The organism is Stenotrophomonas sp. YJH_SMC_21 (assembly GCF_059369555.1).
Genome location: NZ_JCAFSU010000005.1, coordinates 158,043 through 181,201 on the forward strand (window position 1 = coordinate 158,043; position 23,159 = coordinate 181,201).

A 23,159-nucleotide genomic window follows, 5' to 3' on the forward strand; every position below is an offset into this window, starting at 1 on the left:
TGGTGATCCGCCAAACGCATCCACGCCTGGCGTGGATCTACCGACACAAGGCACGACCACGCACGCACTGATCACGAAAGCACGCGCGCCACCACCGCCAGCACCGCCAGATGCCCCACGTAGTACCCATAGAACACCCAGCGCCAGCGCGGCAGTCGCCACGGCACCCGCGTCGCCAGCACGACCACCGGAACAGCCAGCAGTGCCCAGCCGTTGTGGTTGACCCCGCACACCGCTGCAAGCCCAACCAGCAACAGCCACCACGCCCGATGCCGGAACGCGATCCAGGCCAGCAGCACAGCGCCAACACCGGCCCACTGGTAGTCCACGAACATCGGCAGCACGCCGGCAGCCAGCAACAGCAGCACAGGCCGATTGTTCGCAAACGCATGCACGGCCACCACTGCCAAGGTGAAGGTGAGCAGGATGTTGAGCGGCAGCCAGGAACCGAACGCCAGTGCGTGCAATGGCTGCGCAATCAGCCCCCATAGCGCCAGCCGGCGGATCGATTTGCGCAGGTCGGCGCCCGGCTGGGCCAGGTTGCAGGCCATCACCAGCGCGAACAGCGGGAAGGCGATACGCCCCAGTTCGCTGACCACCGGCACGTAGCCCCCGAAGACCACCTTGGCCACGTGGTCGCCGGTCATGGCCAGCAGCGCGATCCACTTCAGCAGCTCGCGCGCGCCGCTGCCGAGGGTGAGGTTGAACGTGGACGTCCCGGTCGTGGTCGCTTGCATCGCGGAAGCTTATGCGCATCGGCCAGCGCATTTCCAGCGCCGCGCAGGAGGCCACCGCTGCAAGCCGCAGGTGGCGGCGCTATGCTGGCCACCCTGCTTGTGAGATGCCCGCCATGCGCACCCTGTACCCCGCCATCGAACCCTACCGCGAGTTCACCCTGAAGGTGAGCGATCTGCACACGCTACATGTAGAAGAGTGCGGCACGCCCGAGGGCATTCCGGTGGTGTACCTGCACGGCGGCCCGGGCGCCGGTATCTCGCCGACCCATCGCCGCTTCTTCGACCCGACGCGCTACCGCATCGTGTTGATCGACCAGCGCGGCAGCGGCCGTTCCACGCCGTTCGGCGAGCTGCGCGACAACACTACGCAGGACCTGGTGGCCGATATCGAGAAGGTGCGTGAGCATCTGGGCATCGAACGCTGGCTGGTCTATGGCGGCTCCTGGGGTTCGACCCTGTCACTGGCCTACGCGCAGGCGCATCCCGAGCGCGCCACCGGCCTGATCGTGCGTGGCGTGTTCCTCGGCCGCGAAATGGAGAACCGCTGGTTCGCCGAGGCCGATGGGGGTGCGCGCTGGATCTTCCCGGAGCGCTGGGACCGCTATCAGGCCTATATTCCGCACGCCGAACGTGGCGACATGATTGCGGCCTACTGGACGCGCATGGATGGCCCGGATGAGGCAACCCGCGTCGAAGCCGCGCAGGCCTGGCTGGGCTGGGAAGACAACGCCGCCACCCTGCAGCACGACGTGGATGCGCAATCCACCGATGATCCGCTGGATACGCTGGCCAAGGCCCGCATCGAAGCGCACTACTTCCGCAACGGCATCTTCCTGGAACCGGACCAGCTGCTGCGCAACATTGATCGCATCCGCCACCTGCCCGGCGTGATCGTGCAGGGACGCTACGACATCATCTGTCCGCCGCGCAGCGCGTGGGACCTGGCCAAGGCGTGGCCGGAAGCGCGCCTGGAGATGGTGACCTCCGGCCACAGCGCCAACGAGCCGGCCACGGTCGATGCGCTCGTGCGCGCGACAGATGCCTTTGCCGACCGCTTCTGAACAGGTGGGTAGTGCCGGCCGCTGGCCGGCATCCCACCGTGCGAGGTAGTAGCGTCGACTGTGAGTCGACTGCAGTTGGCGACACTGCTTCGAGGCCCGCGCTGCGCGCGATAGTCGATTCACAGTCGACTCTACGGGGCCGGGTATCAGGTGCCAGTCACACCACCCGGCAATACCAAGGTATAGCCCAGCTAACCCACGAGCCTCTAGGCCAGCCCCATTCAGGGGCGGACAATAGCGCCATTGGCCAGGGCAATCCTGGCCGGCACCCTCCCCTCCTGGAGACGCAGATGGACCCCGACCCTGCCGGGCGCACCGCGCCCCCGATGCCCGCAATCCGCCTGTTCCTGGCGCCTGCCCGCCGGTCCCTGCCTGCCTGAGTGACGGGGGACCGCCAGGCGCCGCTTGCCTGGAGATCGCCCCCATGTCCTACAAGATCCTCTACATCACCCTGCGCCGCCTGATCGGCGAGCGCGATGTTGCCGGCCTGCGCAGCCAACTGTTGCAACACGGCCCCGTGATGTTCGCCCGTTCGCTGTCGCTCGGTTCGCCGCGCGTGGTGGCCGATGCGCTGTCGCTGCTGCCGATCAGCGAGCGCATCACCGTGCTGCGTCATCTGCCCTACCCCCTGCGCGATGCCATGAAGCCGCTGTGCATCGGCGGCAGCCAGCGCCTGCACATGCAGCCGTGGTCGCCGGCGGTGCTGGCGATGCGCCACGCCTGACCTGTTCCAACCGTTCCGTTCGTGTTCCGGCCGCGGCCGGCTCTGACATTCGAGGAGAGTCCCATGAGCCTGCTCAACGCCTGGTTCAATGCCTTCCTGCGCAGCCGTCGCGCAGGCAACCTGTTCCGCCGCCGTGCGATGCCCGAAGCTGGATTCGGCCCGGGCAGCGCCGAAGCTGCGCCGTTCGCGCTTACCACCGGCCTGGTCACCCTCGCCCAGCAGGAGGAAGCCGAGCTGCTGGCCACGCTGGAATCGCACGCCGACGGCCTCAGCCCGCATGAGGCCGAGGAACGGCTGGCCACGCTTGGCCCCAACGAGGTGGATCACGAAAAGCCGCTGCCGTGGTGGCGGCACCTGTGGCAGTGCTACCGCAATCCGTTCAATCTGCTGCTGACCGTGCTGGCGGCGGTGTCCTGGCTGACCGAGGACATCAAGGCCACCGTGGTGATCGGTGCGATGGTGCTGCTGTCCACGCTGATCCGCTTCGTGCAGGAGGGGCGTTCGAACCGTGCCGCCGAACGACTGAAGGCACTGGTCGGTAATACCGCACGCGTGCTGCGCCGCAATCCGGGTACCGAAGCCGCCGATGTGGCTGACCAGTACTTCGGTGCGCACCTGCACAGCCGCCGTCCGGCGCGCCTGCTGGACCTGCCGATCCGTGAGCTGGTGCCCGGCGACCACATCGTGCTGTCGGCAGGCGACATGATTCCGGCCGATTGCCGCGTGCTGACCGCCAAGGACCTGTTCGTCGCCCAGGCCGCGATGACCGGCGAATCGCTGCCGGTAGAGAAGTTCGCGCACCCGGGCGACGGCCTGGCCGGCCTGCTGGAACAGCACAACCTGCTGTTCATGGGCACCAATGTGGTGTCCGGAACGGCCACCGCCGTGGTGCTGGCCACCGGCAACCGCACCTACTTCGGCACGTTGGCCCAGCGCAGCGCCGCCACCGACCGTGCGCCGACCGCATTCCAGGCCGGCGTCAACAGTGTCAGCTGGCTGCTGATCCGCTTCGCGCTGGTGATGGTGCCGTTCGTGCTGCTGATCAACGGCTGGACCAAGGGTGACTGGACCGAGGCGTTTCTGTTCGCGCTGTCGGTGGCGGTGGGCCTGACGCCGGAGATGCTGCCGATGATCGTCACCTCCACCCTGGCCAAGGGTGCGGTGCTGCTGTCGCGGCGCAAGGTGATCGTCAAGCGCCTGGATGCGATCCAGAACTTCGGCGCCATGGAAGTGCTGTGCACCGACAAGACCGGCACCCTCACCCAGGATAGGATCGCACTGGAGCGTCACACCGATGTGTTCGGCCACGATTCGGAAGACGTGCTGAAGTTCGCTTACCTCAACAGCCACTTCCAGACCGGGCTGATCAACCTCCTGGATCGCGCGGTGCTGGAGCACGTGGAGCTGCAGAGTTCGCTGCGGCTGTCGCAGGACTACCACAAGGTGGATGAGATCCCGTTCGATTTCGAGCGCCGCCGCATGTCGGTGGTGGTGTCCGAGCGCGAGGACCACCATGAGCTGATCTGCAAGGGCGCGGTGGAAGAGATGCTGGCGGTGTGCAGCACCGTTCGCGAGAACGGCCAGGACATGCCACTGGACGAGCACCGCCTGGCCCGCGTGCGGCAGACCACCGAGGAACTGAACGAGCAGGGCCTGCGCGTGGTGGCGGTGGCGATGAAGGAGACCGCGGCCAGTCAGAGCGCCTACTCGCAAGCGGACGAGTGCGGGCTGACCCTGGTCGGCTACGTGGCCTTCCTGGACCCGCCGAAGGAGTCCGCTGCGCAGGCGCTGCAGGCGCTGACCGCACACGGTGTCGAGGTCAAGGTCTTCACTGGCGACAACGAACTGGTGACCGCCCGTGTCTGCGCACAGGTGGGGCTGGACGCGGACACCATCCTGACCGGCCCGCAGATCGAGCGCATGGACGACGGCGCGCTGTCGCGGGCGCTGCACCACCATCGCGTGTTTGCCCGGCTGACGCCGCTGCACAAGGAGCGGCTGGTACGCGAGCTGCGCGCGCAGGGCAAGGTGGTCGGCTTCCTCGGCGACGGCATCAACGATGCACCGGCGCTGCGCGCAGCCGACATCGGCATCAGCGTGGACAGCGCGGTGGACATCGCCAAGGAGGCGGCCGACATCATCCTGCTGGAAAAGAACCTGATGGTGCTGGAAGAAGGCGTCATCCAGGGCCGGCGCACGTTCAACAACATGCTGAAATACATCCGCATGACCGCCAGTTCCAACTTCGGCAATGTGTTCTCGGTGCTGGTGGCCTCGGCCTTCCTGCCGTTCCTGCCGATGCTGCCGCTGCAGCTGCTGGTGCAGAATCTGCTGTACGACATCTCGCAGATCGCCATCCCGTTCGACAACGTGGACGAGGAGCTGGTGCGCAAGCCACTGAAGTGGAACCCGGCGGACATCGGCCGCTTCATGGTGTTCTTCGGGCCGATCAGCTCGATCTTCGACCTGACCTGTTTCGCGCTGATGTGGTACGTGTTCGATGCGCGCACGCCGGCCGACCAGGGCCTGTTCCAGTCCGGCTGGTTCGTGGTCGGCCTGCTCACCCAGACCCTGATCGTGCACATGATCCGTACGCCGAAGCTGCCGTTCCTGCAGAGCATCGCCGCGCCTCCACTGCTGCTGATGACCGGCCTGATCATGGCCATTGGCGTGGCCCTGCCGATGAGCCCGCTGGCCGGCTACTTCAAGCTGCAGGCGCTGCCGGCCGGCTACTGGCCGTTCCTGGTGGCGATCCTGTTCGGCTATGCGGTGCTGACCACTGCGCTGAAGCGGTTCTACATCCGTCGTTACGGCTGGCAGTAAGCGCCCGCCGCCTTGTCCAGGGAGAATCACAATGGACATCAATCCGAACCTGCCGGCGTTCAACGCCGGCGCAACCCTGAGTTCGCTGATCAGCCTGTCGGTGGCGTTCGTGCTGGGCACGGCCATCGGCCTGGAACGGCAGCTGCGCCAACGCACCGCCGGCCTGCGTACCAATACGCTGGTGGCGGTGGGCGCGGCGGTGTTCGTCGACCTGGCCGTGCGCTTCCATGACCTGTATGGCGGACCACCCTCGCCGCTGCATGTGGTGGCCTATGTGATCTCCGGCGTCGGCTTCCTCGGCGCCGGCGCGATCATGAAGGACGGTGCGCAGGTGTCCGGCCTGAACACCGCCGCCACCCTGTGGGGATCGGCGGCGGTGGGCGCCTGTGCCGGCATCAAGCTGCTGCCCGAGGCGGTGTTGGCTGCGGTGTTTGTGCTGGCCGCCAACACCCTGTTGCGGCCGGTGGTGAACCGCATCCAGCGGCAGCCGCTGCCGGAAGCGTTCAGCGAGGCGACCTATGCGATCAACGTGGTCTGCCAGCGCGAGCAGCAGGCCGAGGTGCTGGACCAGCTGTTGCTGCTGCTTGAGCAGGCGCAGTACCCGGTACGCGCGGTGGACCAGCGCCCGTTCGGCGAGCGCGACGTGGAGATCGAAGCGGTGCTGTATGCCACCACGGTGGATGCCGGCGAACTGGATGCGGTACTGGCGACGCTGGCGACCACGCCCGGCGTGCTGCAGGGGTTCTGGAACGCCAGCCTGGAGGAGTAGTGCCGGCCGCTGGCCGGCAACCCCATGATCCCCGGACGCACCGTGCATCGCTTTGGTGGGTGCCGACCGTTGGTCGGCACAGAACCTTCAGAGACCGTGTCCATCCCTGCGGTAGTCCGGCCGCTGGCCGGCAACCTCATGAGCTCCGGCAACACCGTGCAGTTGCCGGCCAGCGGCCGGCACTACCAGGCATCGTTCTGGCTTGTGCCGACCAACGGTCGGCACCCACAGCACAAGAGCCTGCCGACCAAGATCGGCATCTGCCGATGGCGGCTTTGCTATCCTTTCACCCCACGTCAGGGAGCCGTCCCGATGCCATCGCTGTCGCCCCGTCGCCCGCTGGTGCTGCTGGCCCTGATCGTCGTGATGGCGGCGATCTTCCTGATCGACACCGTCACCGATTACGCCGTCGCTGCGGCCTGCTTCTACGCAGCGGTCATCCTCGCGGCGTCGCGCGTGCTGAGCGCGCGCGGGCTCATCACCCTGGCCATCGCCTGCATCGCCCTGACAGGACTGAGCTTCTTCCTGACCCGCTTCGGCACCTACCGCATCGGCCTGGTCAATTCGGTCATCGGCATGCTGGTGATCGGCATCACCACCTATCTCGCCCTGAACATGGAAGCGGCCAAGGCCGCCGTGCAGGAAGCGCAGGGCCGCCTGCTCAGGGTGGCACGCGCCTCCACCGTAGGCGAGCTCACCACCTCCATCGCCCATGAAGTCAACCAGCCACTGGCCGCCATCGCCAGCAGCGCCGAAGCCTGCCAGCGCTGGCTGGCACAGGACCCTCCGAACGTGGACAAGGCCCGGCAGACCGTGGCCCGCATCCTGGCCGACGCGCACCGCGCCGGTGACGTGATCGCCCGCATCCGCGGCCTGACCCAGGGCGCGGCACCGGAACGACGCGCCTTCGACCTGAATCAGGCGGTGGAGGAAATGCTGGCGCTGTCGCGCAGCGAGCTGGACCAGCACGGCGTGGCGGTGGCGCTGCTGCTGGACGCCGACCTGCCGCCGGTACACGCCGACCGCGTGCAGGTGCAGCAGGTGATCGGCAACCTGATCCTCAATGCGGTGGACGCGATGGAGCCAGTCCCTGCTGCGGACCGGCGACTGTCGCTGCTGACCCGGCGTGACGGTCAGCGGGTCAGTCTCAGCGTGCGCGACCGTGGTGTCGGCCTGCCCGCCGATCATCCCGAGCGAGTATTCGATGCATTCTGGACCACCAAATCACATGGGCTCGGCCTGGGCCTCAGCCTGAGCCGTTCGATGATCGAAGCCAATGACGGCCAGATCCGCGCCGAACGACCAGCAGGCGGCGGTGCCTGCTTCGTGTTCGACCTGCCCATTGCCTCGGACGTTCAACATGCGTAAGCCCGCTGCCCCAGCCATCGATCCAGCGCCCATCGTCTACGTGGTCGACGACGACCCGTCGGTGCGCGCCGCACTGGAAGACCTGCTGGCCTCGATGGGCCTGCAGGTGCGGGCCTTCACCTCCACCCAGGCCTTCCTCGAACACGACCTGGAAGACGCGCCAGCGTGCCTGGTGCTGGACGTGCGCATGCCCGGCCAGAGTGGGCTGGAGTTCCATCGCACGATGGGCAGCCTCGGCCTGCAGCTGCCGGTGGTATTCATCACCGGCCACGGCGACATCGCGATGGGCGTCAACGCGATCAAGGACGGTGCCATCGAGTTCCTGACCAAGCCCTTCCGTGACCAGGAGCTGCTCGATGCCATCCACAAGGGCATCGAGATCGACCGCCAGCGCCGCCGCGACGGCGAGGCACTCGGCGCGCTGCAACTGCGCTGGGACACCCTCAACGCCGGCGAGCGCGAGGTGGTCGATGGCGTGGTACGCGGCCGGCTCAACAAGCAGATCGCCGGCGACCTCGGGGTGAGCGAGATCACGGTGAAGGTGCGCCGCGCGCAGGTGATGCGCAAGATGGGCGCGCGCACCCTGGTTGACCTGGTACGCATGTATGACCGCCTGCAGGCGGGGACGCCATGAACGTCCACGTCGCCTTGCTGCGCGCGGTCAACGTCGGCGGCACCGGCAAGCTGCCGATGCGCGAACTGGTGGCGATGTGTGAGGACGCAGGCTTCGCCGATGTCCGCACGTACATCGCCAGCGGCAACGTGGTGTTGCGCAGCTCGCTCGACGAAACAGGCGTGCGCCAGGCCCTCGGCCAGCGGCTCCAGGCCTATGCCGGCAAGCCGGTGGGCGTGCTGGTGCGCTCGGCCAACGAGATTGCCGGCGTGGTGGCACGCAATCCGTTTGCGCAGGCGGCCGGCAACCGTGTGGTCGCCCTGTTCCTCGACGGCAGCCTGCCCGCCGACCCGCTGGACGGCGTGACCGGCCGGCGCGACGAACAGCTCGCACTCGGCACGCGCGAGATCTTCATCCACTACGGCGCCGGCATGGCCGACTCGCGCCTGCGCATTCCCGGCGCGGCACAGGGCACGGCGCGCAACCTCAACACCGTCGCCCGGCTCGCGACGATGGCAGCGGAACTCCGCTAGGGTTCTTCCGGAAGGCTGTAGAGCAACCGGTAGTCATGGCGGCCCTCGCTGATGGTGATCTCCAGCGTGCCGGCCAGGCCGAGCAGCCCGTCGCTGCCGGAATCGGGTACCACCACCACGCTCAGCTGCGGCGTGCCACGGGTCATCAAGCCGTTGTGCTGCAGGGTGAACCCACCGTGGCGCCCGGCCAGCGTGGCCGTCACCCGCTCCATCGCCACGTAGCCGGCCGAGCCCTGCACCGGGCTGCGGAAGGCCAGCATCTGGCCGACACTGCTGCCCTGCAGGTCACCATGGAAGACCTTGTCGATCGACATCACCCCGATCGGGCCGTCGTTGCCACTGATCGGCAGCAGGTTCACTTCAAAGGTACCGCGCGCTTCGCCCTGCATCCTGCTCTCCCTCGTCGATGGGTTTGAACGCTGCTACTTCTTCGTCGCCAGTACGATCACCCCGGCCAGCACCAGGCCGATGCCGCTCCATTCCCGCAGGGTCGGACGTTCACCCAGCAACAGATAGGCGAGCACGATCACCAGCCCCACGCTGAATTTGTCGACCACTGCCACCTTGGCCAGCTCACCACTCTGCAGCGCGCGGAAGTAGAACAGCCACGACGCACCCGTGGCCAGCGCCGACAGCACCAGGAACAGCTGCGTGCGCCCGGGCAGCAGCAACGGATTGGACCACTTGCCGGTGACCACCACCAGCGGCAGGATCACCGCCGCCACCACCAGGGTGCGGATGGCCATGGCCAGATCCGAGTCGACGCCCTTGACGCCCACCTTGGCGAACAGCGCGGTCAGCGCGGCGAAACAGGCTGACAGGCCGGCCCAGACCAGCCACTGCGGAACGTTCTGCATGCTGCGCCACTCCCGGTTCCCAGAGCACCCACTGCCCACGCTACTCCCATTGCCCGCCCGCGCAAGCACGGCAGCGACGCGTGCGGATCACGCCCGCTTCAGGCGACGCTTCAACCGCGTATCCATCAACCCCACGGCCAGCAGCACCGGACTGGTCAACCAGCCAGCGGCCAGCAGATGGGTGTGCGGCAAGACCACGCCCAACACGACCAGCGCCACGGCACCGATCAGATGCGAATACGGGGCGCGCCCGTACACAATGCGCTTGTACAAGGCGCTGCCCAGCAGATAGATCAACGGCCCCGCTACCAGCACCGTGGCGTAGACCGGGGTCACCGCTGCGCCAGGATGGTCCATGACCAGATCATTGCCGACCGCGGTGGCGATGATGCCGGCGATCAGCAGCGCATGCACGTAGTGGAAGTTGGCCCCCATCCGCCCGGGGTCCTCGGAATGGGTGATCGCCGCGGTGGCATCGCGGCTGGAGATGCCGAAATACAACCACCACATGGCGATGGTGCCGGCAAAGGTGGCCAGCACCGCAGACACCACCGCAGCACTCCACTGCTCGACCTCGCTGAGCACGCCACCGGTAGCCAGCAGCGTCTCGCCGAGTGCGACGATGACGAACAGCTGGCAACGCTCGGCCAGGTGCCCGCCTTCGATGGTCCACTCGCGGGTGTGCGACCGGCCCAGGCCCGGAAACGCGAAACCGAACATCGGCGAGATGTATTCGCAGGCCACCGCCACCGCCCACAACGCCAGGCGCAGATTGCCCTCGGCGGCGGCGCCCGCCAGCCAGAAGCAGGCCGACACGCTCACCCACGCCAGCATGCGTCGGAAATTGGGCGCCAACGGATGGCTGCGACCGACCTCCAGCAGCACGAACGCCGTGCGCCCGACCTGCATGGTGGCGTACGCCCCCGCGAAGACCCAGGCGCGTTCAGCGAAGGCCTCGGGAATGGACGAGGACATCAGCAGCGCCAGCAACATGGTGACGAACAGCAGGCTGCGGATGCGTGGCGCCTCGGGATCGAACCAGTTGCTGACCCAGCAGGCGTACTGCCAGCCCAACCAGACCGCGAACCACAGCACCAGCGTCTGCATCACCCCGACCAGGTCCAGGTGATGCAGCAGATGGTGGCTGAGCTGGGTAACCGCAAAGACGTAGACCAGATCAAAGAACAGCTCTTCGTAGGTCACGCGGGCGTGGTGCCCATCGCGCTGGCGCAGGGCAGGCAGTCTCAGTCGTGTGCTCATGGCCGTCCTTCAGCGCGCTAGGCGCCAGTACAGCAGTCCAGCCAGCAGGGCCGGCACCGCGAACACCAGCAGCAGGATCGGCAGTTCTTCACGCACGGCGTAACCGGCCTTGCTCACACCCACCCACATGTTGGCCAGCGTCACCGCCAGCCAGGTGGCGATGAACGCGAGCAGGGCCGTGGGCAGCTGTGACTGGCCTACGCTCCACAGCCGCCCGAAGAGCAGGAATACCCCCCAACAACAACACCCCACCCACCATCACCAGAAGCACGTGCATGGTCCATCTCCTTGAGCCTGCTGGCAGGCTAGCCGCGGCCGATTCTGCGCTCCAGACGATGATCGTGGTTTCACTTTCCAGTTCCGACGAACAATCCCCGACCCGCGCCCCACATAGCAAACGCGAACGGTTCCCATTAGTATTGTGTCATCGCGCAGGGATGCCCTCCCCCGCGCGCGCCCCTTGCCCTTGCTTCCGGTCCGGATGTCCCAGCTGCCCTCCCTACCCCCTCCCGCGCTGCCGCTGGTCTCCTCGCTGGTGCGCCATTACGAGGAACTGGTGGAGTATCTGCGCCGCCGTTTCCGCTCGCCGGGGTTGGCCCGTGAGGTGGTGCACGATGTCTGCGTGCGTCTGCTGGAACGCCCGGCCGCCTACGATGCACGGCAGCCCATCGCGCTGCTGCGGCGGATCGCGCACGATACGGCGGTGGATCGCTGCCGCGCCGAGGATCTGCGCCGGCACTGGGTGGAGGCGCGTGCCGAGCTGCCCGATGACGCCTGCCCGCGCCCCGGGCCTGAGCAGCAGGCGCAGGGACAGCAGGCACTGCAACGACTGGGCGCCACCATCGAACGCATGCCCTGCCGCCGCCAGCAGGTCTTCATCCTGCACAAGATCCACGAACTGCCACAGGCTGAGGTTGCCCGCCGCATGGGTATCGGCCAGAAGGCGGTGGAGCGCCACCTGCGCCTGGCCATGGCCGATTGCCGACGGTCGGCTGGCCTGCGATGAGCCCACAACCGCCGCCGTCCACACCGCAACCGCCGGTCCAACCCGCAACCACCGACCAGGTGCTGGACCAGCATCGCGATGCCCTGAAGGAACGCTTCCCCATGCCCAGCGCGGATGCGCTGCAGCGTCGTCGCGGTGGGCGTGCGTCGAAGATCGTCCTGCCGCTGCTGCTGATCACGGCCACGGGCGTGTTCATTGCCGACCCGGCATGGCAGGTGCACGACTATCGGAGCGCGGTGGGCGAACGCCGCGGCATCCGCCTGCCCGATGGCAGCCATCTGCTGCTCGACGCCGGTACCCATCTGCAGGTTCGCAGGCACATCCGCTCGCGGCAGGTGGTGCTGGTGCAGGGCCAGGCCCGTTTCCAGGTGCAGCACTCGACCTGGCGCCCGTTCGAGGTCGAGGCCGGGGCGGTGCATGTGCGCAACTATGGCACGGTGTTCGACGTTGACCGGCAGGGTAGCCTCAGCGAGGTAACCCTGTGGCGCGGCGAGGTGGGCGTGCGTGTGGATGGCGGGGGCGCAGAGCAGCGCCTGAAGCCGGGGCAGCGTGTGCTGGCCCAGCCAGGATCGTTGTCTCCGCCGGAAGCGGTGGACCCGGATCGAGCCGACTGGACCCGTGGGCGGTTGCAGTTCGACCGCATGCCGTTGGCCGAGGTGCTGCGCATCCTGCAGCGCTATCACGACCGTCCCATCGTGCTGGACGACCCGGTACTGGGGCCGCTGCAGGTGTCAGGCGTCTTCGATGCCGACCGCGCCGAAACCGTACTCGCGCTGCTGCCCGAGATCCTGCCGGTACAGGTGCACACCGCTTCCGATGGCAGCCTGCATCTGCGCGCCCGCGATTGAATGCCACACCGAGGGTGGGTTGCGCGTCGTCCCATCCGGCAAGTGCTTGAACCCTTCCGAAGGACCCCCGCATGACCCGCCCTGCTCCGCCTGCCGCCCTGCGCCGGCTGGCCCCTACCCTGCTCGCTGCCTGCCTGTGTGCGGCCCTGCCCGCCACGGCGCAGACCTCTGCATCCGCGCCCGTCGAGCTGCACCTGCCGGCCGGCCCGTTGCAGGCCTCGCTCACTGCGCTGGCGCGGCAGAGTGGCATCCAGCTGCTGTTCGCCGCCGACAGCGTGAGCGGCCGCAGCGCCGCGGCTGTTGATGGCCGCTACACCCCGCGTGAGGCCCTGCAGCGGCTGCTGGCAGGCCAAGGCCTGGCGATGCAGGAACGTTCGCCAGGGGTGTTCGTGGTGAGTGCCGCGCCAGCGCCGGCGAAGCCGCGCATCCCGGCCCGGGCCGCATCATCGGCGCCGTCATCCGCCTCGACGACGTCGCTGGCCCGCGTCACGGTCTCGGCCTCGACCGCGCGCGTGCCGCAGGGCGAGACCGCCATGCCCAATACCATCACGGTGCTGACCCGCGAGGACATCGCCCAGCAGCTGGCATTGGGCTCGGATGTGTCGCGGGTGCTGTCGTCGCAGATCCCGGCGTTTGCCCCGGCGCGCGAGAAGATGTCCAACTACGGCGAAACCATGCGCGGCCGCGGCATCCTGTACATGGTCGACGGCGTGCCGCAGTCCACGCCGCTGCGCGATGGCTCGCGTGATTCGCACACCATCGACCCGGCGATGATCGAACGCATCGAGGTCATCCACGGTGCCAACGCGCTGCAGGGCATCGGCGGTACCGGCGGCATCGTCAACATCATCACCCGCAGTGCGCCCAGTGAGCCGGGTGCGTTCCTGCTCGACACCAATGTCAGCTACAGCGCTGCCCTGCCCAGCCGCCACGACGACAATGGCCAGCGCGGCTCGGCCCTGGTGGGCGTGCGCGGCGAGCAGTTCGACCTGGTCGCCGGCCTGGCCTATGAGAAGCAGGGCCTGTACCACGACGGCGAGGGCCGATCGATCGGCACCAACGCGCAGGGCGAGCTGATGGACTCGACCTCATCGAACGTATTCGCCAAGCTGGGCTGGAACATTGCCGACGGCCACCGCCTGCAGGTCATGGCCAACCGCTATGAACTGCGCGGGCTGGACAACTACCTGGCCATCAACGGTGACTACCGGACCGGTCGCCCGACCATTTCGGTTCCCGGCGATACGCCGCTCGATCCGCCGATGAACCGCTCGCGTTCGCTGACGGTGGACTACAGCGCCGCCGACCAGCTCGGCGGCCGTTTCCAGGCGCAGGCCTTCGCGGTCGATTTCGAAGGCCGCTACGGTGCCAGCCAATGGGATCCTTGGGGCAACACCGGCGCCAATGCCGCCTGGGACCAGACCCAGAACGAATCGGACAAGCGCGGCTTCAAGCTGACCCAGAGCTGGAGCCGCATCGCCGACACCTCGCTGGACGTGACCCTGGGCCTGGACGGCCTGCGCGACCGCACCCACCAGGTGCTGCTGGCCAGTGGCATGAACTGGGTGCCGCAGACCACCTACCAGAGCCTGTCACCGCTGCTGCAGCTGCACTGGTGGCCGACCGATCACCTGATGCTGTCCGGCGGCCTGCGTTACGAAAAGGGCGAGCTGGAAGTGGGTGACTACACCACCCTGCCCCGCTACGGCGCACGCAAGGTGGCCGGCGGCAAGCCGACCATGAGCGAGACCCTGCCCAACTTCGGCGCGGTCTGGTACATCAACGATCGCCTCAACGCCTACGCCTCGTACTCGGAAGGCTACACCGTGGCCGACGTCGGCCGCGTGCTGCGCGCGATCAACCGCGACGGCCAGCGCGTGGACAGCCTCATCGACCTGTCACCGGTGGTGTCGGACAACCGCGAGATCGGACTGGAGTACGACGATGGCCGCTTCAGCGGTGACATTGCCTACTACACCTCCGAATCCAGGCTCGGCTCGGTACTGATCTACGATCCGGGCATCGATGCCTATGCGGTACAGCGCCAGGCCACCCGCGTGGAAGGCTTTGAAAGCAACCTGCGCCTGCGGCTGGGCGACAGCCGCCTCGGCCTTGGCTACGCACGCGCCAACGGCCGCTACGACGCCGACGTTGACGGTCGCCTCGACAGCGACCTGGCCGGCGTCAACGTCGCACCGAACCGGCTGACCGCGTTCTGGGAACAGAGCTGGACGCCGCAGCTGAGCACCCGACTGCAGGCCAGCCATGCCTTCGACCGCGACTTCGACCTGCATGGCGCGCGGGTGGCCGAGTTCAAGGGTTACACCACCGTGGATCTGGTCGCGCGCTATACGCTGGACAAGCACGCCTTCACGCTGGGCGTGCAGAACCTGGCGGACAGGCAGTACATCAGCTACTACTCGCAGACCACGCCGTCGAACCCGAGCTATTTCTCCGGCCGCGGCCGGGTGCTGACGCTGGGATGGCAGTACCGGTACTGATCCGTGGCGTCCTTATGGGAGCCATGAAAACTATGCGAGACGCGATGAAGGAGGCCCATGCTAGTTTCTGGGCCTCCTTCAAGCGGACGTGAATCATGCGTTTTACCCTGCTCGCCTTCGCCCTGGCCGTCGCGCTTCCGGCCGCCCACGCCAGCGCCGCCGAGGCACCGCTGCCACAACTGCGGGCCTATACCGTGGATGCGTCCTGGCTGCAGCCGATGGCGCCGCTGCAGGTTGCCGACCACACCTGGCAGATCGGCACCGAGGACCTGACCGCGCTGCTGGTGCAGACCGCCGAGGGCGCAGTACTGCTGGATGGCGGCATGCCACAGATGGCCGGTCACCTGCTGGACAACATGAAACTGCGCGGCGTGGCCCCGCAGGACCTGCGATTGATCCTGCTCAGCCATGCGCATGCCGACCACGCCGGCCCGGTCGCCGAGCTCAAGCGTCGCACCGGCGCGCATGTGGCGGCCAATGCAGAAACGGCGGTGCTGCTGGCGCGCGGCGGCAGCAACGACCTGCACTTTGGCGACGGCATCACCTATCCGCCGGCCAGCGCCGACCGCATCATCATGGATGGCGAAGTGGTCACGGTGGGCGGCATCGCATTCACCGCGCACTTCATGCCGGGGCACACCCCGGGCAGCACCGCCTGGACCTGGACCGACACCCGCGATGGGAAGCCGGTGCGCATCGCCTACGCCGACAGCCTGAGTGCACCGGGTTACCAGCTGAAGGGCAATCCCCGTTATCCGCGCCTGATCGAGGACTACAAGCGCAGCTTCGCAACGGTACGGGCGCTGCCCTGCGATCTGCTGCTCACCCCGCATCCGGGCGCCAGCAACTGGAACTATGCCGCCGGCAGCAAGGCCAGCGCCGAGGCACTGACCTGCAATGCCTACGCGGATGCGGCCGAGAAGAAGTTCGACGCGCAGTTGGCCAGGGAAACGGCCGGGACCCGCTGATTCCGTAGCGTCGAGCTTGCTCGACGGAGCCGCAGAGCAGTCGAGCACGGCTCGACTCTGCAAAGAGCAAGTCGGCCGCGAGGAAAGGTGCCGGTCAGACCGACCGGCACCACCACTGGCTGTCAGCCACCTTGCCCGTGCTGGGCAAACGGCTCGGTGCTGCCGTCGGTGCGCACCAGCTCGACGGTGTACGGCTGCACGTAGCCGTCCGGCATTTCCATGCCCGGCGAACCGGCCGGCATGCCGGGCAGCACCAGCCCGCGCGCGGCCGGGCGTTCGGCCAGCAGGCGCTTGATGTCCTCGGCCGGGATGTGACCCTCGACCACGTAACCGCCGATCTCGGCGGTATGGCAGGACGCCTTGCCGACCGGCACGCCCAGGCGGACCTTGATCGGGTTCATGTCATCGGTGTCGCGCACATCGACCTGGAAGCCGGCGGCCTTCAGGTGGTCGACCCAGATGCCGCAGCAACCGCAGCTGGCGGTCTTGTGCACGATGGCGACCGGCAAGGCTGGATCGATCTTGGCCGGGCTGGCTTGGGCCGGTGCCGGTGCCTCGCTGGCGACGGGTGCCGCGGAGGATTCTTCAGCGGCACGAGCGCAGGCGGTCGTGGCCAGCACGGTGCCCAGCAGCAGGCCGAGGGAGAGAGTACGGTTCATTGAGTGATTCCTTTGCAGAGGCGGGCAACGTAGCCCGCCGCCCGCGCATCGAAGGCGCGGGCAGAGTCGAGAAAAAGTCGAGCAGCTACGGCAGGCGCGTGAGGCCTGCAGAAAATCACGCGATGGGGGGCCGCAACGGGTCGAGTCTCGGCGGCGGTGCGCGTTGCTGGGTATTGGCCGGAACAGGCGCCTCGCGCCAGGGCGAGGCCGGTGTTCCGTTCAATGTCGCCAGCATGCCAAGACAGGCCGGCGGGCATTCGCACTCACCGCTCTGGCAGGCCGCCGGGGCCGCATCATCGCAGCAGCCGGCCGCAGCCATCGCGGCTGAGTGCGGTGCAGCGCAATGCTCCTGGCTGGACGGGCCGCTGTACGGAGACGCAGCGAGCGCCAGCGCCGATGCATTCAGCACCAGGGCGACAAGCAACATCCATCGCAGCAGCAGGCCAGGCAGGTTCACCGGCCGATGATAGCCGATGCAGGCGCCCTGAACGTGGGGTGGCAACGACCCTGACAGCTTGACAACCACGCGGCCGACTTGCGCGATGCCCATTGCTATGGCGTGATGGCAATCGTGGCACCCTGCATTGCCACGCCCCTGCCCCTGTCCCCGACACGGAGTTTCCCTCATGAATGGATTCATGCGAACACTGCTTGTGGTGCTGCTGTTGTCGTGCGCGACCATCACCCACGCCGAAGAACCAAGCGAAGATGAAGCAAGCGAACGCGCTGAAGTCTCCCGGCAGGCACAGCAACTGCTGGAGAAGCAGGATTTCGCCAGACTGGAGCAACTCGCCAGTCGTTACCGGGATACGGATCGCTACTTCAGCAGTGGTGTCTGGAAGCTTTCGGCGTACTACGTAGGCATCGGCTATGCCTTCAGCATGAGCAACCGTGACCCGGCCTACTGGCAGGGTCGCGAGAAGCTCGTGCAGGCGTGGATCTCGCGCTACCCCAGGTCGCCGTCGGCGCGCCTGGCCATGGCTGAGATGCTCAGCCGCCAAGGCTGGAGCATCCGCGGCCCCGGCTATGCAAATACGGTGAAGGAAGAGGACTGGGCACCGTTCAAGGCGCTGCAGCAGCAGGCCGTTGACTACCTGCTGAAATACAAGGACATCGCCAGCACGGACCCGTACTGGTACGAGTCGATGGAACACCGGGCGATCGAACAGAGTTGGGATGCAGACCGCTTCTTCGCATTGCATGACGAAGGCATCGCGCGCTATCCGGGCTACTTCCCGCTCTACTTTGCTGCCGTGCGCTATTTCGCTCCGAAGTGGGGAGGCGATCCGGCTGGCCTGGAAGCCTATGCACGCAGGGTCATGGCTGCGGCCCCACCGCAGGACCAATACATGCTGTACGCCCGTATCTACTGGGTCGCCTCGCAGCGAGAGTACGAGGACCGTTTGTTCACCGCGTCGAAAGTGAACTGGCCGACCATGAAACGCGGCTTCGAAGACGTGCTGTCACGTTATCCCTCGCCATGGAACCTGCAATCATTCGCGTACTTCGCCTGCCAGGCCAATGATCCCGTCAAGGCCCGTGAACTGCTGGCGCAGATCCAGGAACCGATCGTTGGCGCTTGGCGGGATACGGCCAACTATTTCCGTTGTTCCTTTGCTCTGGATGAACCCAACCCACATGCCGAAGGCCCATAGGACTGGATTCATCCACTGCTAGGCGACCGCCGCCATCGCCCGCATCCGCACCGGGATCGACTTGGCCGCCGGCGTGCCGCTGAGGCGGTCGTAGTAGTCCAGCGGCAACAACGGGTTCAGTTCGGGGTAGTAGCCGGCCAGCGCGCCGCGCGGCATCGGGTAGTCCAGTACGGTCAGGCCCTCGATGCGCCGCTGCACGCCATCACCGCTGATCGTCTCCAGGCTGACCCGCGCCTCCTTGTCCAGCCCGCGCGCCAGCCGGTCCTCGATGTTCATGAACAGCACCATGCGATCGTTGTACACGCCGCGGTAGCGGTCGTTGTAGCTGTAGATGGTGGTGTTGTACTGATCGTGCGAGCGCACCGTGGCCAACCGCAGCATGTCCGGGTCATGTACGGGGTCGTCCACGTCCAGGCCGGGCATTACCAGGATGTTGGCCTTGCCATTCGGCGTGGGCCACACCCGGCGGCGCGGCGGAATGTCCAGATGGAAACCGTGTGGCTGCCGGATGCGCTCGTTGAAGCCGGTGTAGATCTCCGGATACACCGCAGCAATCAGCTCGCGGATGGGTGCGTAGTCGTGCATGCAGCCGGCCCAGTCAACCCTGCTGTCGGGCAGTGTGGCCAGCGCCATGCGGCAGACGATTTCGACCTCGGGCAACACATCGGCGCTGACCGGTTCGAGCACGCCGCGCGAGGCGGTCACATTGGACATCGCGTCTTCGATGGTGACGAACTGCTCGCCGGCCGGCGTGACGATGCGCTCCGAGCGCGCCACCACCGGCAGGATCAGCGCATCGCGGCCATGAACCAGGTGCCCACGGTTGAGCTTGGTGGCGATCCCCACGGTCAGGTCCAGCCCACGCATTGCCTCGTACGCGCGCGGCGTATCGGGCACGGCATGAATGAAGTTGCCACCCAGGCCGATGAACACCCTGGCGCTGCCGTCCAGCATCGCCTCGATGGATTCGACCACATGGTGGCCATGCTCACGCGGCGGGTCGAAGCCGAACACCTGCTGCACGCGGTCGAGATAGGCCGGCTTGGGCTTCTCGTCGATGCCGACGGTGCGGTCGCCCTGCACATTGGAATGGCCCCGGATCGGCCCGATGCCAGCACCGGGCTTGCCGAAGTTGCCACGCAGCAACAGCAGGTTGGCGACCTGCTGCAGCAGGCGCGAGCCGTACTGGTGCTGGGTCAGCCCCATGCCGTAGCAGATCACGGTGGCATTGGAGCGGATGTAGATCTCCGCACAGCGACGGATCTGCGCCTGCGAAATGCCGGAAACCTGCACGATCTGGTCCCAGTCCTGCGCCATCACGTCTTCGCGCAGCGGCTCCAGGCCCACCGTGTGTTCGGCGAGGAAGGCATGGTCGAGCACACGCTCACCCTGCGCCTCGCGCTCGAACATCACCTTCATCATGCCCTTGATCAGGGCCAGGTCGCCGCCGATGCGGATGTGCACGAACTCGCTGGTGATCTCGGTCGAACCGAACGTGGCCATCTGCACCATGTCCTGCGGCTCGGCGAAGCGGATCAGCGCGCGCTCGGGCATCGGGTTGACCGCCACGATCGGAATGCCGCGTTTGCGCGCCTCGACCAGGTTGCTCATCATCCGCGGTGAATTGGTGCCGGTGTTCTGGCCGATCACGAAGATCGCCTCGGCGTGCTCGAAATCCTGCAGCACGATGGTGCCCTTGCCCACCCCGATGGCCGGCGGCAGGCCGCGGCTGGTCGGCTCGTGGCACATGTTCGAGCAGTCCGGAAAATTATTGGTGCCGAACTCGCGCACGAAGATCGAATACAGGAACGCCGCTTCGTTGGGCGTGCGTCCGGAGGTATAGAACTCGGCCTGGTGCGGGCTGTCCAGCGCCTGCAGGTGGCGGCCGATCAGTGCGAAGGCATCGTCCCAGCTGCACGGCACGTAGTGATCGGTGGCCGCGTCGTAGCGCATCGGCTCGGTCAACCGGCCCTGCATCTCCAGCCAGTAGTCGGTCTGCGCCATCAGCTCGGTAACGGTATGCCGGGCGAACAGCTCACGACCGGCACGGAACTGGGTGGCTTCCCAGGCCAGTGCCTTCGCGCCGTTCTCGCAGAACTCCAGCTTCTTGCGTTCGTCGGCATCGGGGAACGCGCAGCTGGGGCACTTGAAGCCACCGGGCTGGTTCATCGCCAGCAACGCCTTCGACCCCTTGCCGATCACACTCTGCTGCAGCAACACCTTGGCGGTGGCTCCGGCGGCACCCCAACCACCGGCGGGCTGGTTGTAGGGCTTGTAACGCGGCGGCTTCTGCTCGGACATGTTCGGGAACCTGACGGGAGGAACGCGGCAACAATGGGCACAACGCGGTCCGGCGGCGCTTTCGGACGCACAGCCAGCCCCACAGTCAAACACGGCCTGCACGGCTTCGCCAGTGGGTGCGCGCTGTTTTCAGCGCAGCCTGCCATGACAACGGTTACACCTGCGTCAGCGCATGGCCACTGCGCTATTCTCGATGGCGTGGGTGGTCCACCACCTGCGTATCTCCCTTGTCCGGACGCGCTGCATGCCTGATTCGACCCCACCGCACACCCCGCCTGCCGGCACGGCCCAGCGCCCGTTGCAGCGCTGGCGCAGCGAGGGGCGACAGCCCCTGGTCGACGTGGTGGCCGAGGAAGTGCCGGTGGCGCTGCGTTACAACGACGCCGCCTTCGCGGTGATGATGGCCACGCCCTGCGACCTGGAGGACTTTGCGCTTGGGTTCTCGCTCAGCGAGGGACTGATTGCTACGCCCTCGCAGCTGCTGTCGATCGACATCCGCCCACAGCTGGAAGGCATCGAACTGCAGATGACCGTGGCCGAGGAGGCACCCGGTGCCGGCCTGGACCCCGCCAATGGGCGCCTGCTGCCCGGCCGTGGTGGCTGCGGCCTGTGCGGCACGCGCCAGCTGGAGGAAGTGCTGCGACCGCTGCCGCAGATCCGCGAACGCCGCAGCTATTCCGCCACCGCCCTGCAGCGGGCGGTGGCGACCTTGGCGCAGCACCAGCCGATGAATGCGGCAAGCGGTTCGATCCACGCCGCGGCCTGGGCCGACGCCCGTGGGCGCATCGGTTGGGTACGCGAGGACGTGGGTCGCCACAATGCACTGGACAAGCTGATCGGCGCCCTGCATCACAACGAGCACGCCATCGACGGTGGGTTGCTGGTGATTTCCAGCCGCGCCAGCTACGAAATGGTGAGCAAGGCAGCGCGTGCGGGAGCCAGCGTGCTGGCGGCGGTTTCGGCGCCGACCGCGCTGGCGATCGACCTGGCCCGCAGCGCCGGCCTGTGCCTGGTCGGGTTCGCGCGGGAAAGCGGGTTCAATGTGTATACCCATCCCGAACGGCTGCAGGCAGACGACATTTAGCGTCGACTGGGTAGTCGTCGACTGGGTAGAGTCGACTGTCAGTCGACTGCTCTTCGTTCAGCCCCCCCGAAAACCCCGCGATGCGCGCGATAGTCGACTGACAGTCGACTCTACCCGGTCGGCTCCATCCAGACCGGCCCGGGCGACCACTGCCACCCGGGCCAGGCCAGATCTCAGCGCAACGCCACGTTCGGGAAGTCCACCGGCACGTCAAACGCTGCGTTGTAGAGTCGACTGTCAATCGACTGCTCTTCGTTCAGCCTCCCCGAAAACCCCGCGCTGCGCGCGATAGTCGACTGACAGTCGACTCTACCCCGTCGGCTCCATTCAGACCGGCCCGGGCGACCACTGCCATCCGGGCCAGGCCAGATCTCAGCGCAGCGCCACCTTCGGGAAGTCCACCGGCACGTCGAACGCTGCGTTGTAGAGTCGACTGTCAGTCGACTGCTCTTCGTTCAGACCCCCGAAGACCCCGCGCTGCGCGCGATAGTCGACTGACAGTCGACTCTACCCGGTCGGCTCCATTCAGACCTGCCCGCGCGGCCCGCTGCCACCCGGGCCAGGCCAGATCTCAGCGCAGCGCGACCTTCGGGAAGTCCACCGGCACGTCAAACGCTACGTTGTAGAGTCGACTGTCAGTCGACTGCTCTTCGTTCAGACCCCCCGAAAACCCCGCGCTGCGCGCGATAGTCGACTGACAGTCGACTCTACCCGGTCGGCTCCATTCAGACCGGCCCGGGCGATCACTGCCACCCGGGCCAGGCCAGATCTCAGCGCAGCGCGACCTTCGGGAAGTCCACCGGCACGTCGAACGCCACGTTGACGTAGTTGGTGAACAGGTTGAGCGCCACATGCGCGAGGATCTCAACGATCTGCTCATCATCGAAGCCAGCCGCACGCAACGCCTGCACATCGCCATCGGCAATCTGCGCTCGTTGCTCGACCACCTTCAGCGCGAAGTCCAGTGCAGCGGCGGTAGCCGGGTCGTTGGACTGGCCGATCTGCGCGGCGGCCATCTGCTCGCCGCTGGCGCCGGCCTTGCGGCCCAGCACGGTGTGCGCGGCCAGGCAGTACTCGCAGGCATTGCGGTTGGCGATGGCCACGGCGATCTGCTCGCCCAGCAGCGGCGACAGGCGACCGCCGCCCAGCGCGCCGAACGCACCCCACATGCTCTGCAGGGCGGCCGGCGAGTTGGCCACGGCACGGAACATGGCCGGGGTGGTGCCGAAGGCGGCGTGGACCTGGCCCAGCAGGGCCTGACGGTCGGCGGTGGTATTGGCGGCATCGATCAGGGGGACACGGGACATGGTGGATCTCCTTGGGAAAGCGCCCGGAATTGGACGACCCGCTCATCCTAGGTAGACTCCCCGGACGAATCAGGCGCAATAAACC

General features: G+C 67.0%; 21 protein-coding genes and 1 pseudogene. 13 read left to right on the top strand and 9 right to left on the bottom strand.

All coding sequences use genetic code 11. The annotated features are described in order from the left end of the window. Window positions 1–71: 71 nt before the first annotated feature. Window positions 72–737 (bottom strand): TraX family protein, encoded by a 666-nt coding sequence (locus AC5P67_RS09745; RefSeq protein ID WP_005409805.1) that lies wholly within the window; start codon window positions 735–737, stop codon window positions 72–74. Window positions 738–850: 113 nt separating this feature from the next. On the opposite strand from AC5P67_RS09745, the gene pip reads away from it, so the two are divergent. From pip to AC5P67_RS09780, 7 genes are all read left to right on the top strand, one after another. Then, complete coding sequence (gene pip, locus AC5P67_RS09750; protein WP_043033599.1) at window positions 851–1,798, top strand: prolyl aminopeptidase; 948 nt, start codon at window positions 851–853, stop codon at window positions 1,796–1,798. 424 nt (window positions 1,799–2,222) lie between these two features. Further along, on the top strand, window positions 2,223–2,522 hold the full coding sequence (locus tag AC5P67_RS09755) for a hypothetical protein (RefSeq protein ID WP_005409807.1): 300 nt from the start codon (window positions 2,223–2,225) through the stop codon (window positions 2,520–2,522). Window positions 2,523–2,585: 63 nt separating this feature from the next. Then, on the top strand, window positions 2,586–5,345 hold the full coding sequence (gene mgtA / locus AC5P67_RS09760) for a magnesium-translocating P-type ATPase (RefSeq protein ID WP_099498295.1): 2,760 nt from the start codon (window positions 2,586–2,588) through the stop codon (window positions 5,343–5,345). A 31-nt stretch (window positions 5,346–5,376) separates the two neighbouring features. Continuing rightward, window positions 5,377–6,114, top strand: coding sequence for an MgtC/SapB family protein (locus AC5P67_RS09765; RefSeq protein WP_049448085.1), 738 nt, complete (start codon window positions 5,377–5,379; stop codon window positions 6,112–6,114). A gap of 312 nt (window positions 6,115–6,426) precedes the next feature. After that, window positions 6,427–7,482, top strand: coding sequence for a sensor histidine kinase (locus tag AC5P67_RS09770; RefSeq protein WP_012480381.1), 1,056 nt, complete (start codon window positions 6,427–6,429; stop codon window positions 7,480–7,482). Further along, window positions 7,475–8,116, top strand: a complete 642-nt coding sequence (locus AC5P67_RS09775) for a response regulator transcription factor (protein WP_012480382.1) — start codon at window positions 7,475–7,477, stop codon at window positions 8,114–8,116. Before AC5P67_RS09770 ends, AC5P67_RS09775 begins: the two co-directional genes overlap by 8 nt. After that, on the top strand, window positions 8,113–8,628 hold the full coding sequence (locus tag AC5P67_RS09780) for a DUF1697 domain-containing protein (protein ID WP_012480383.1): 516 nt from the start codon (window positions 8,113–8,115) through the stop codon (window positions 8,626–8,628). Before AC5P67_RS09775 ends, AC5P67_RS09780 begins: the two co-directional genes overlap by 4 nt. Here AC5P67_RS09780 and AC5P67_RS09785 read toward each other — a convergent pair. The 4 genes and pseudogenes from AC5P67_RS09785 to AC5P67_RS09800 all read right to left on the bottom strand — a co-directional run bounded on the left by AC5P67_RS09785 (window position 8,625) and on the right by AC5P67_RS09800 (window position 11,022). Continuing rightward, window positions 8,625–9,017: a DUF3224 domain-containing protein gene (locus AC5P67_RS09785; RefSeq protein WP_005409813.1), complete on the bottom strand. Its 393-nt coding sequence runs from the start codon at window positions 9,015–9,017 to the stop codon at window positions 8,625–8,627. The two genes, AC5P67_RS09780 and AC5P67_RS09785, sit on opposite strands and share 4 nt — an antisense overlap. A 33-nt stretch (window positions 9,018–9,050) precedes the next feature. After that, window positions 9,051–9,485: an EamA family transporter gene (locus tag AC5P67_RS09790; RefSeq protein ID WP_012480385.1), complete on the bottom strand. Its 435-nt coding sequence runs from the start codon at window positions 9,483–9,485 to the stop codon at window positions 9,051–9,053. Between the two features lie 87 nt (window positions 9,486–9,572). Beyond that, window positions 9,573–10,745 (bottom strand): low temperature requirement protein A, encoded by a 1,173-nt coding sequence (locus AC5P67_RS09795; RefSeq protein ID WP_308310427.1) that lies wholly within the window; start codon window positions 10,743–10,745, stop codon window positions 9,573–9,575. 9 nt (window positions 10,746–10,754) lie between these two features. After that, window positions 10,755–11,022, bottom strand: a pseudogene (locus AC5P67_RS09800) (hypothetical protein). Between the two features lie 204 nt (window positions 11,023–11,226). On the opposite strand from AC5P67_RS09800, the gene AC5P67_RS09805 reads away from it, so the two are divergent. From AC5P67_RS09805 to blaL1, 4 genes are all read left to right on the top strand, one after another. After that, on the top strand, window positions 11,227–11,751 hold the full coding sequence (locus AC5P67_RS09805) for an RNA polymerase sigma factor (protein WP_165710488.1): 525 nt from the start codon (window positions 11,227–11,229) through the stop codon (window positions 11,749–11,751). Continuing rightward, on the top strand, window positions 11,748–12,599 hold the full coding sequence (locus AC5P67_RS09810; RefSeq protein ID WP_308310282.1) for a FecR family protein: 852 nt from the start codon (window positions 11,748–11,750) through the stop codon (window positions 12,597–12,599). The genes AC5P67_RS09805 and AC5P67_RS09810 overlap by 4 nt, the downstream gene beginning before the upstream one ends. Window positions 12,600–12,670: 71 nt before the next feature. Continuing rightward, complete coding sequence (locus AC5P67_RS09815; protein WP_308310283.1) at window positions 12,671–15,100, top strand: TonB-dependent receptor; 2,430 nt, start codon at window positions 12,671–12,673, stop codon at window positions 15,098–15,100. 95 nt (window positions 15,101–15,195) lie between these two features. Continuing rightward, window positions 15,196–16,068, top strand: a complete 873-nt coding sequence (blaL1, locus tag AC5P67_RS09820) for a L1 family subclass B3 metallo-beta-lactamase (protein WP_032966056.1) — start codon at window positions 15,196–15,198, stop codon at window positions 16,066–16,068. A gap of 122 nt (window positions 16,069–16,190) precedes the next feature. Here blaL1 and AC5P67_RS09825 read toward each other — a convergent pair whose 3' ends face one another. Both AC5P67_RS09825 and AC5P67_RS09830 read right to left on the bottom strand, forming a co-directional pair. After that, on the bottom strand, window positions 16,191–16,727 hold the full coding sequence (locus tag AC5P67_RS09825; protein ID WP_019659812.1) for a DUF411 domain-containing protein: 537 nt from the start codon (window positions 16,725–16,727) through the stop codon (window positions 16,191–16,193). A gap of 115 nt (window positions 16,728–16,842) precedes the next feature. After that, entirely contained in the window at window positions 16,843–17,277 is a 435-nt protein-coding gene (locus AC5P67_RS09830) for a hypothetical protein (protein ID WP_223846414.1), read from the bottom strand. Window positions 17,278–17,365: 88 nt separating this feature from the next. Here AC5P67_RS09830 and AC5P67_RS09835 point away from each other — a divergent pair, with 88 nt between their 5' ends. Next, entirely contained in the window at window positions 17,366–18,382 is a 1,017-nt protein-coding gene (locus AC5P67_RS09835) for a DUF4034 domain-containing protein (protein ID WP_224481820.1), read from the top strand. Window positions 18,383–18,400: 18 nt separating this feature from the next. Here AC5P67_RS09835 and AC5P67_RS09840 read toward each other — a convergent pair whose 3' ends face one another. Next, complete coding sequence (locus AC5P67_RS09840) at window positions 18,401–20,683, bottom strand: FdhF/YdeP family oxidoreductase (protein ID WP_201861989.1); 2,283 nt, start codon at window positions 20,681–20,683, stop codon at window positions 18,401–18,403. Between the two features lie 244 nt (window positions 20,684–20,927). Between AC5P67_RS09840 and fdhD the strand changes: the two genes are divergently transcribed. Continuing rightward, window positions 20,928–21,767: a formate dehydrogenase accessory sulfurtransferase FdhD gene (gene fdhD / locus AC5P67_RS09845; protein ID WP_111118284.1), complete on the top strand. Its 840-nt coding sequence runs from the start codon at window positions 20,928–20,930 to the stop codon at window positions 21,765–21,767. Between the two features lie 770 nt (window positions 21,768–22,537). Here fdhD and AC5P67_RS09850 read toward each other — a convergent pair. Next, window positions 22,538–23,074, bottom strand: coding sequence for a carboxymuconolactone decarboxylase family protein (locus AC5P67_RS09850; RefSeq protein WP_308310284.1), 537 nt, complete (start codon window positions 23,072–23,074; stop codon window positions 22,538–22,540). Window positions 23,075–23,159: the final 85 nt, after the last annotated feature.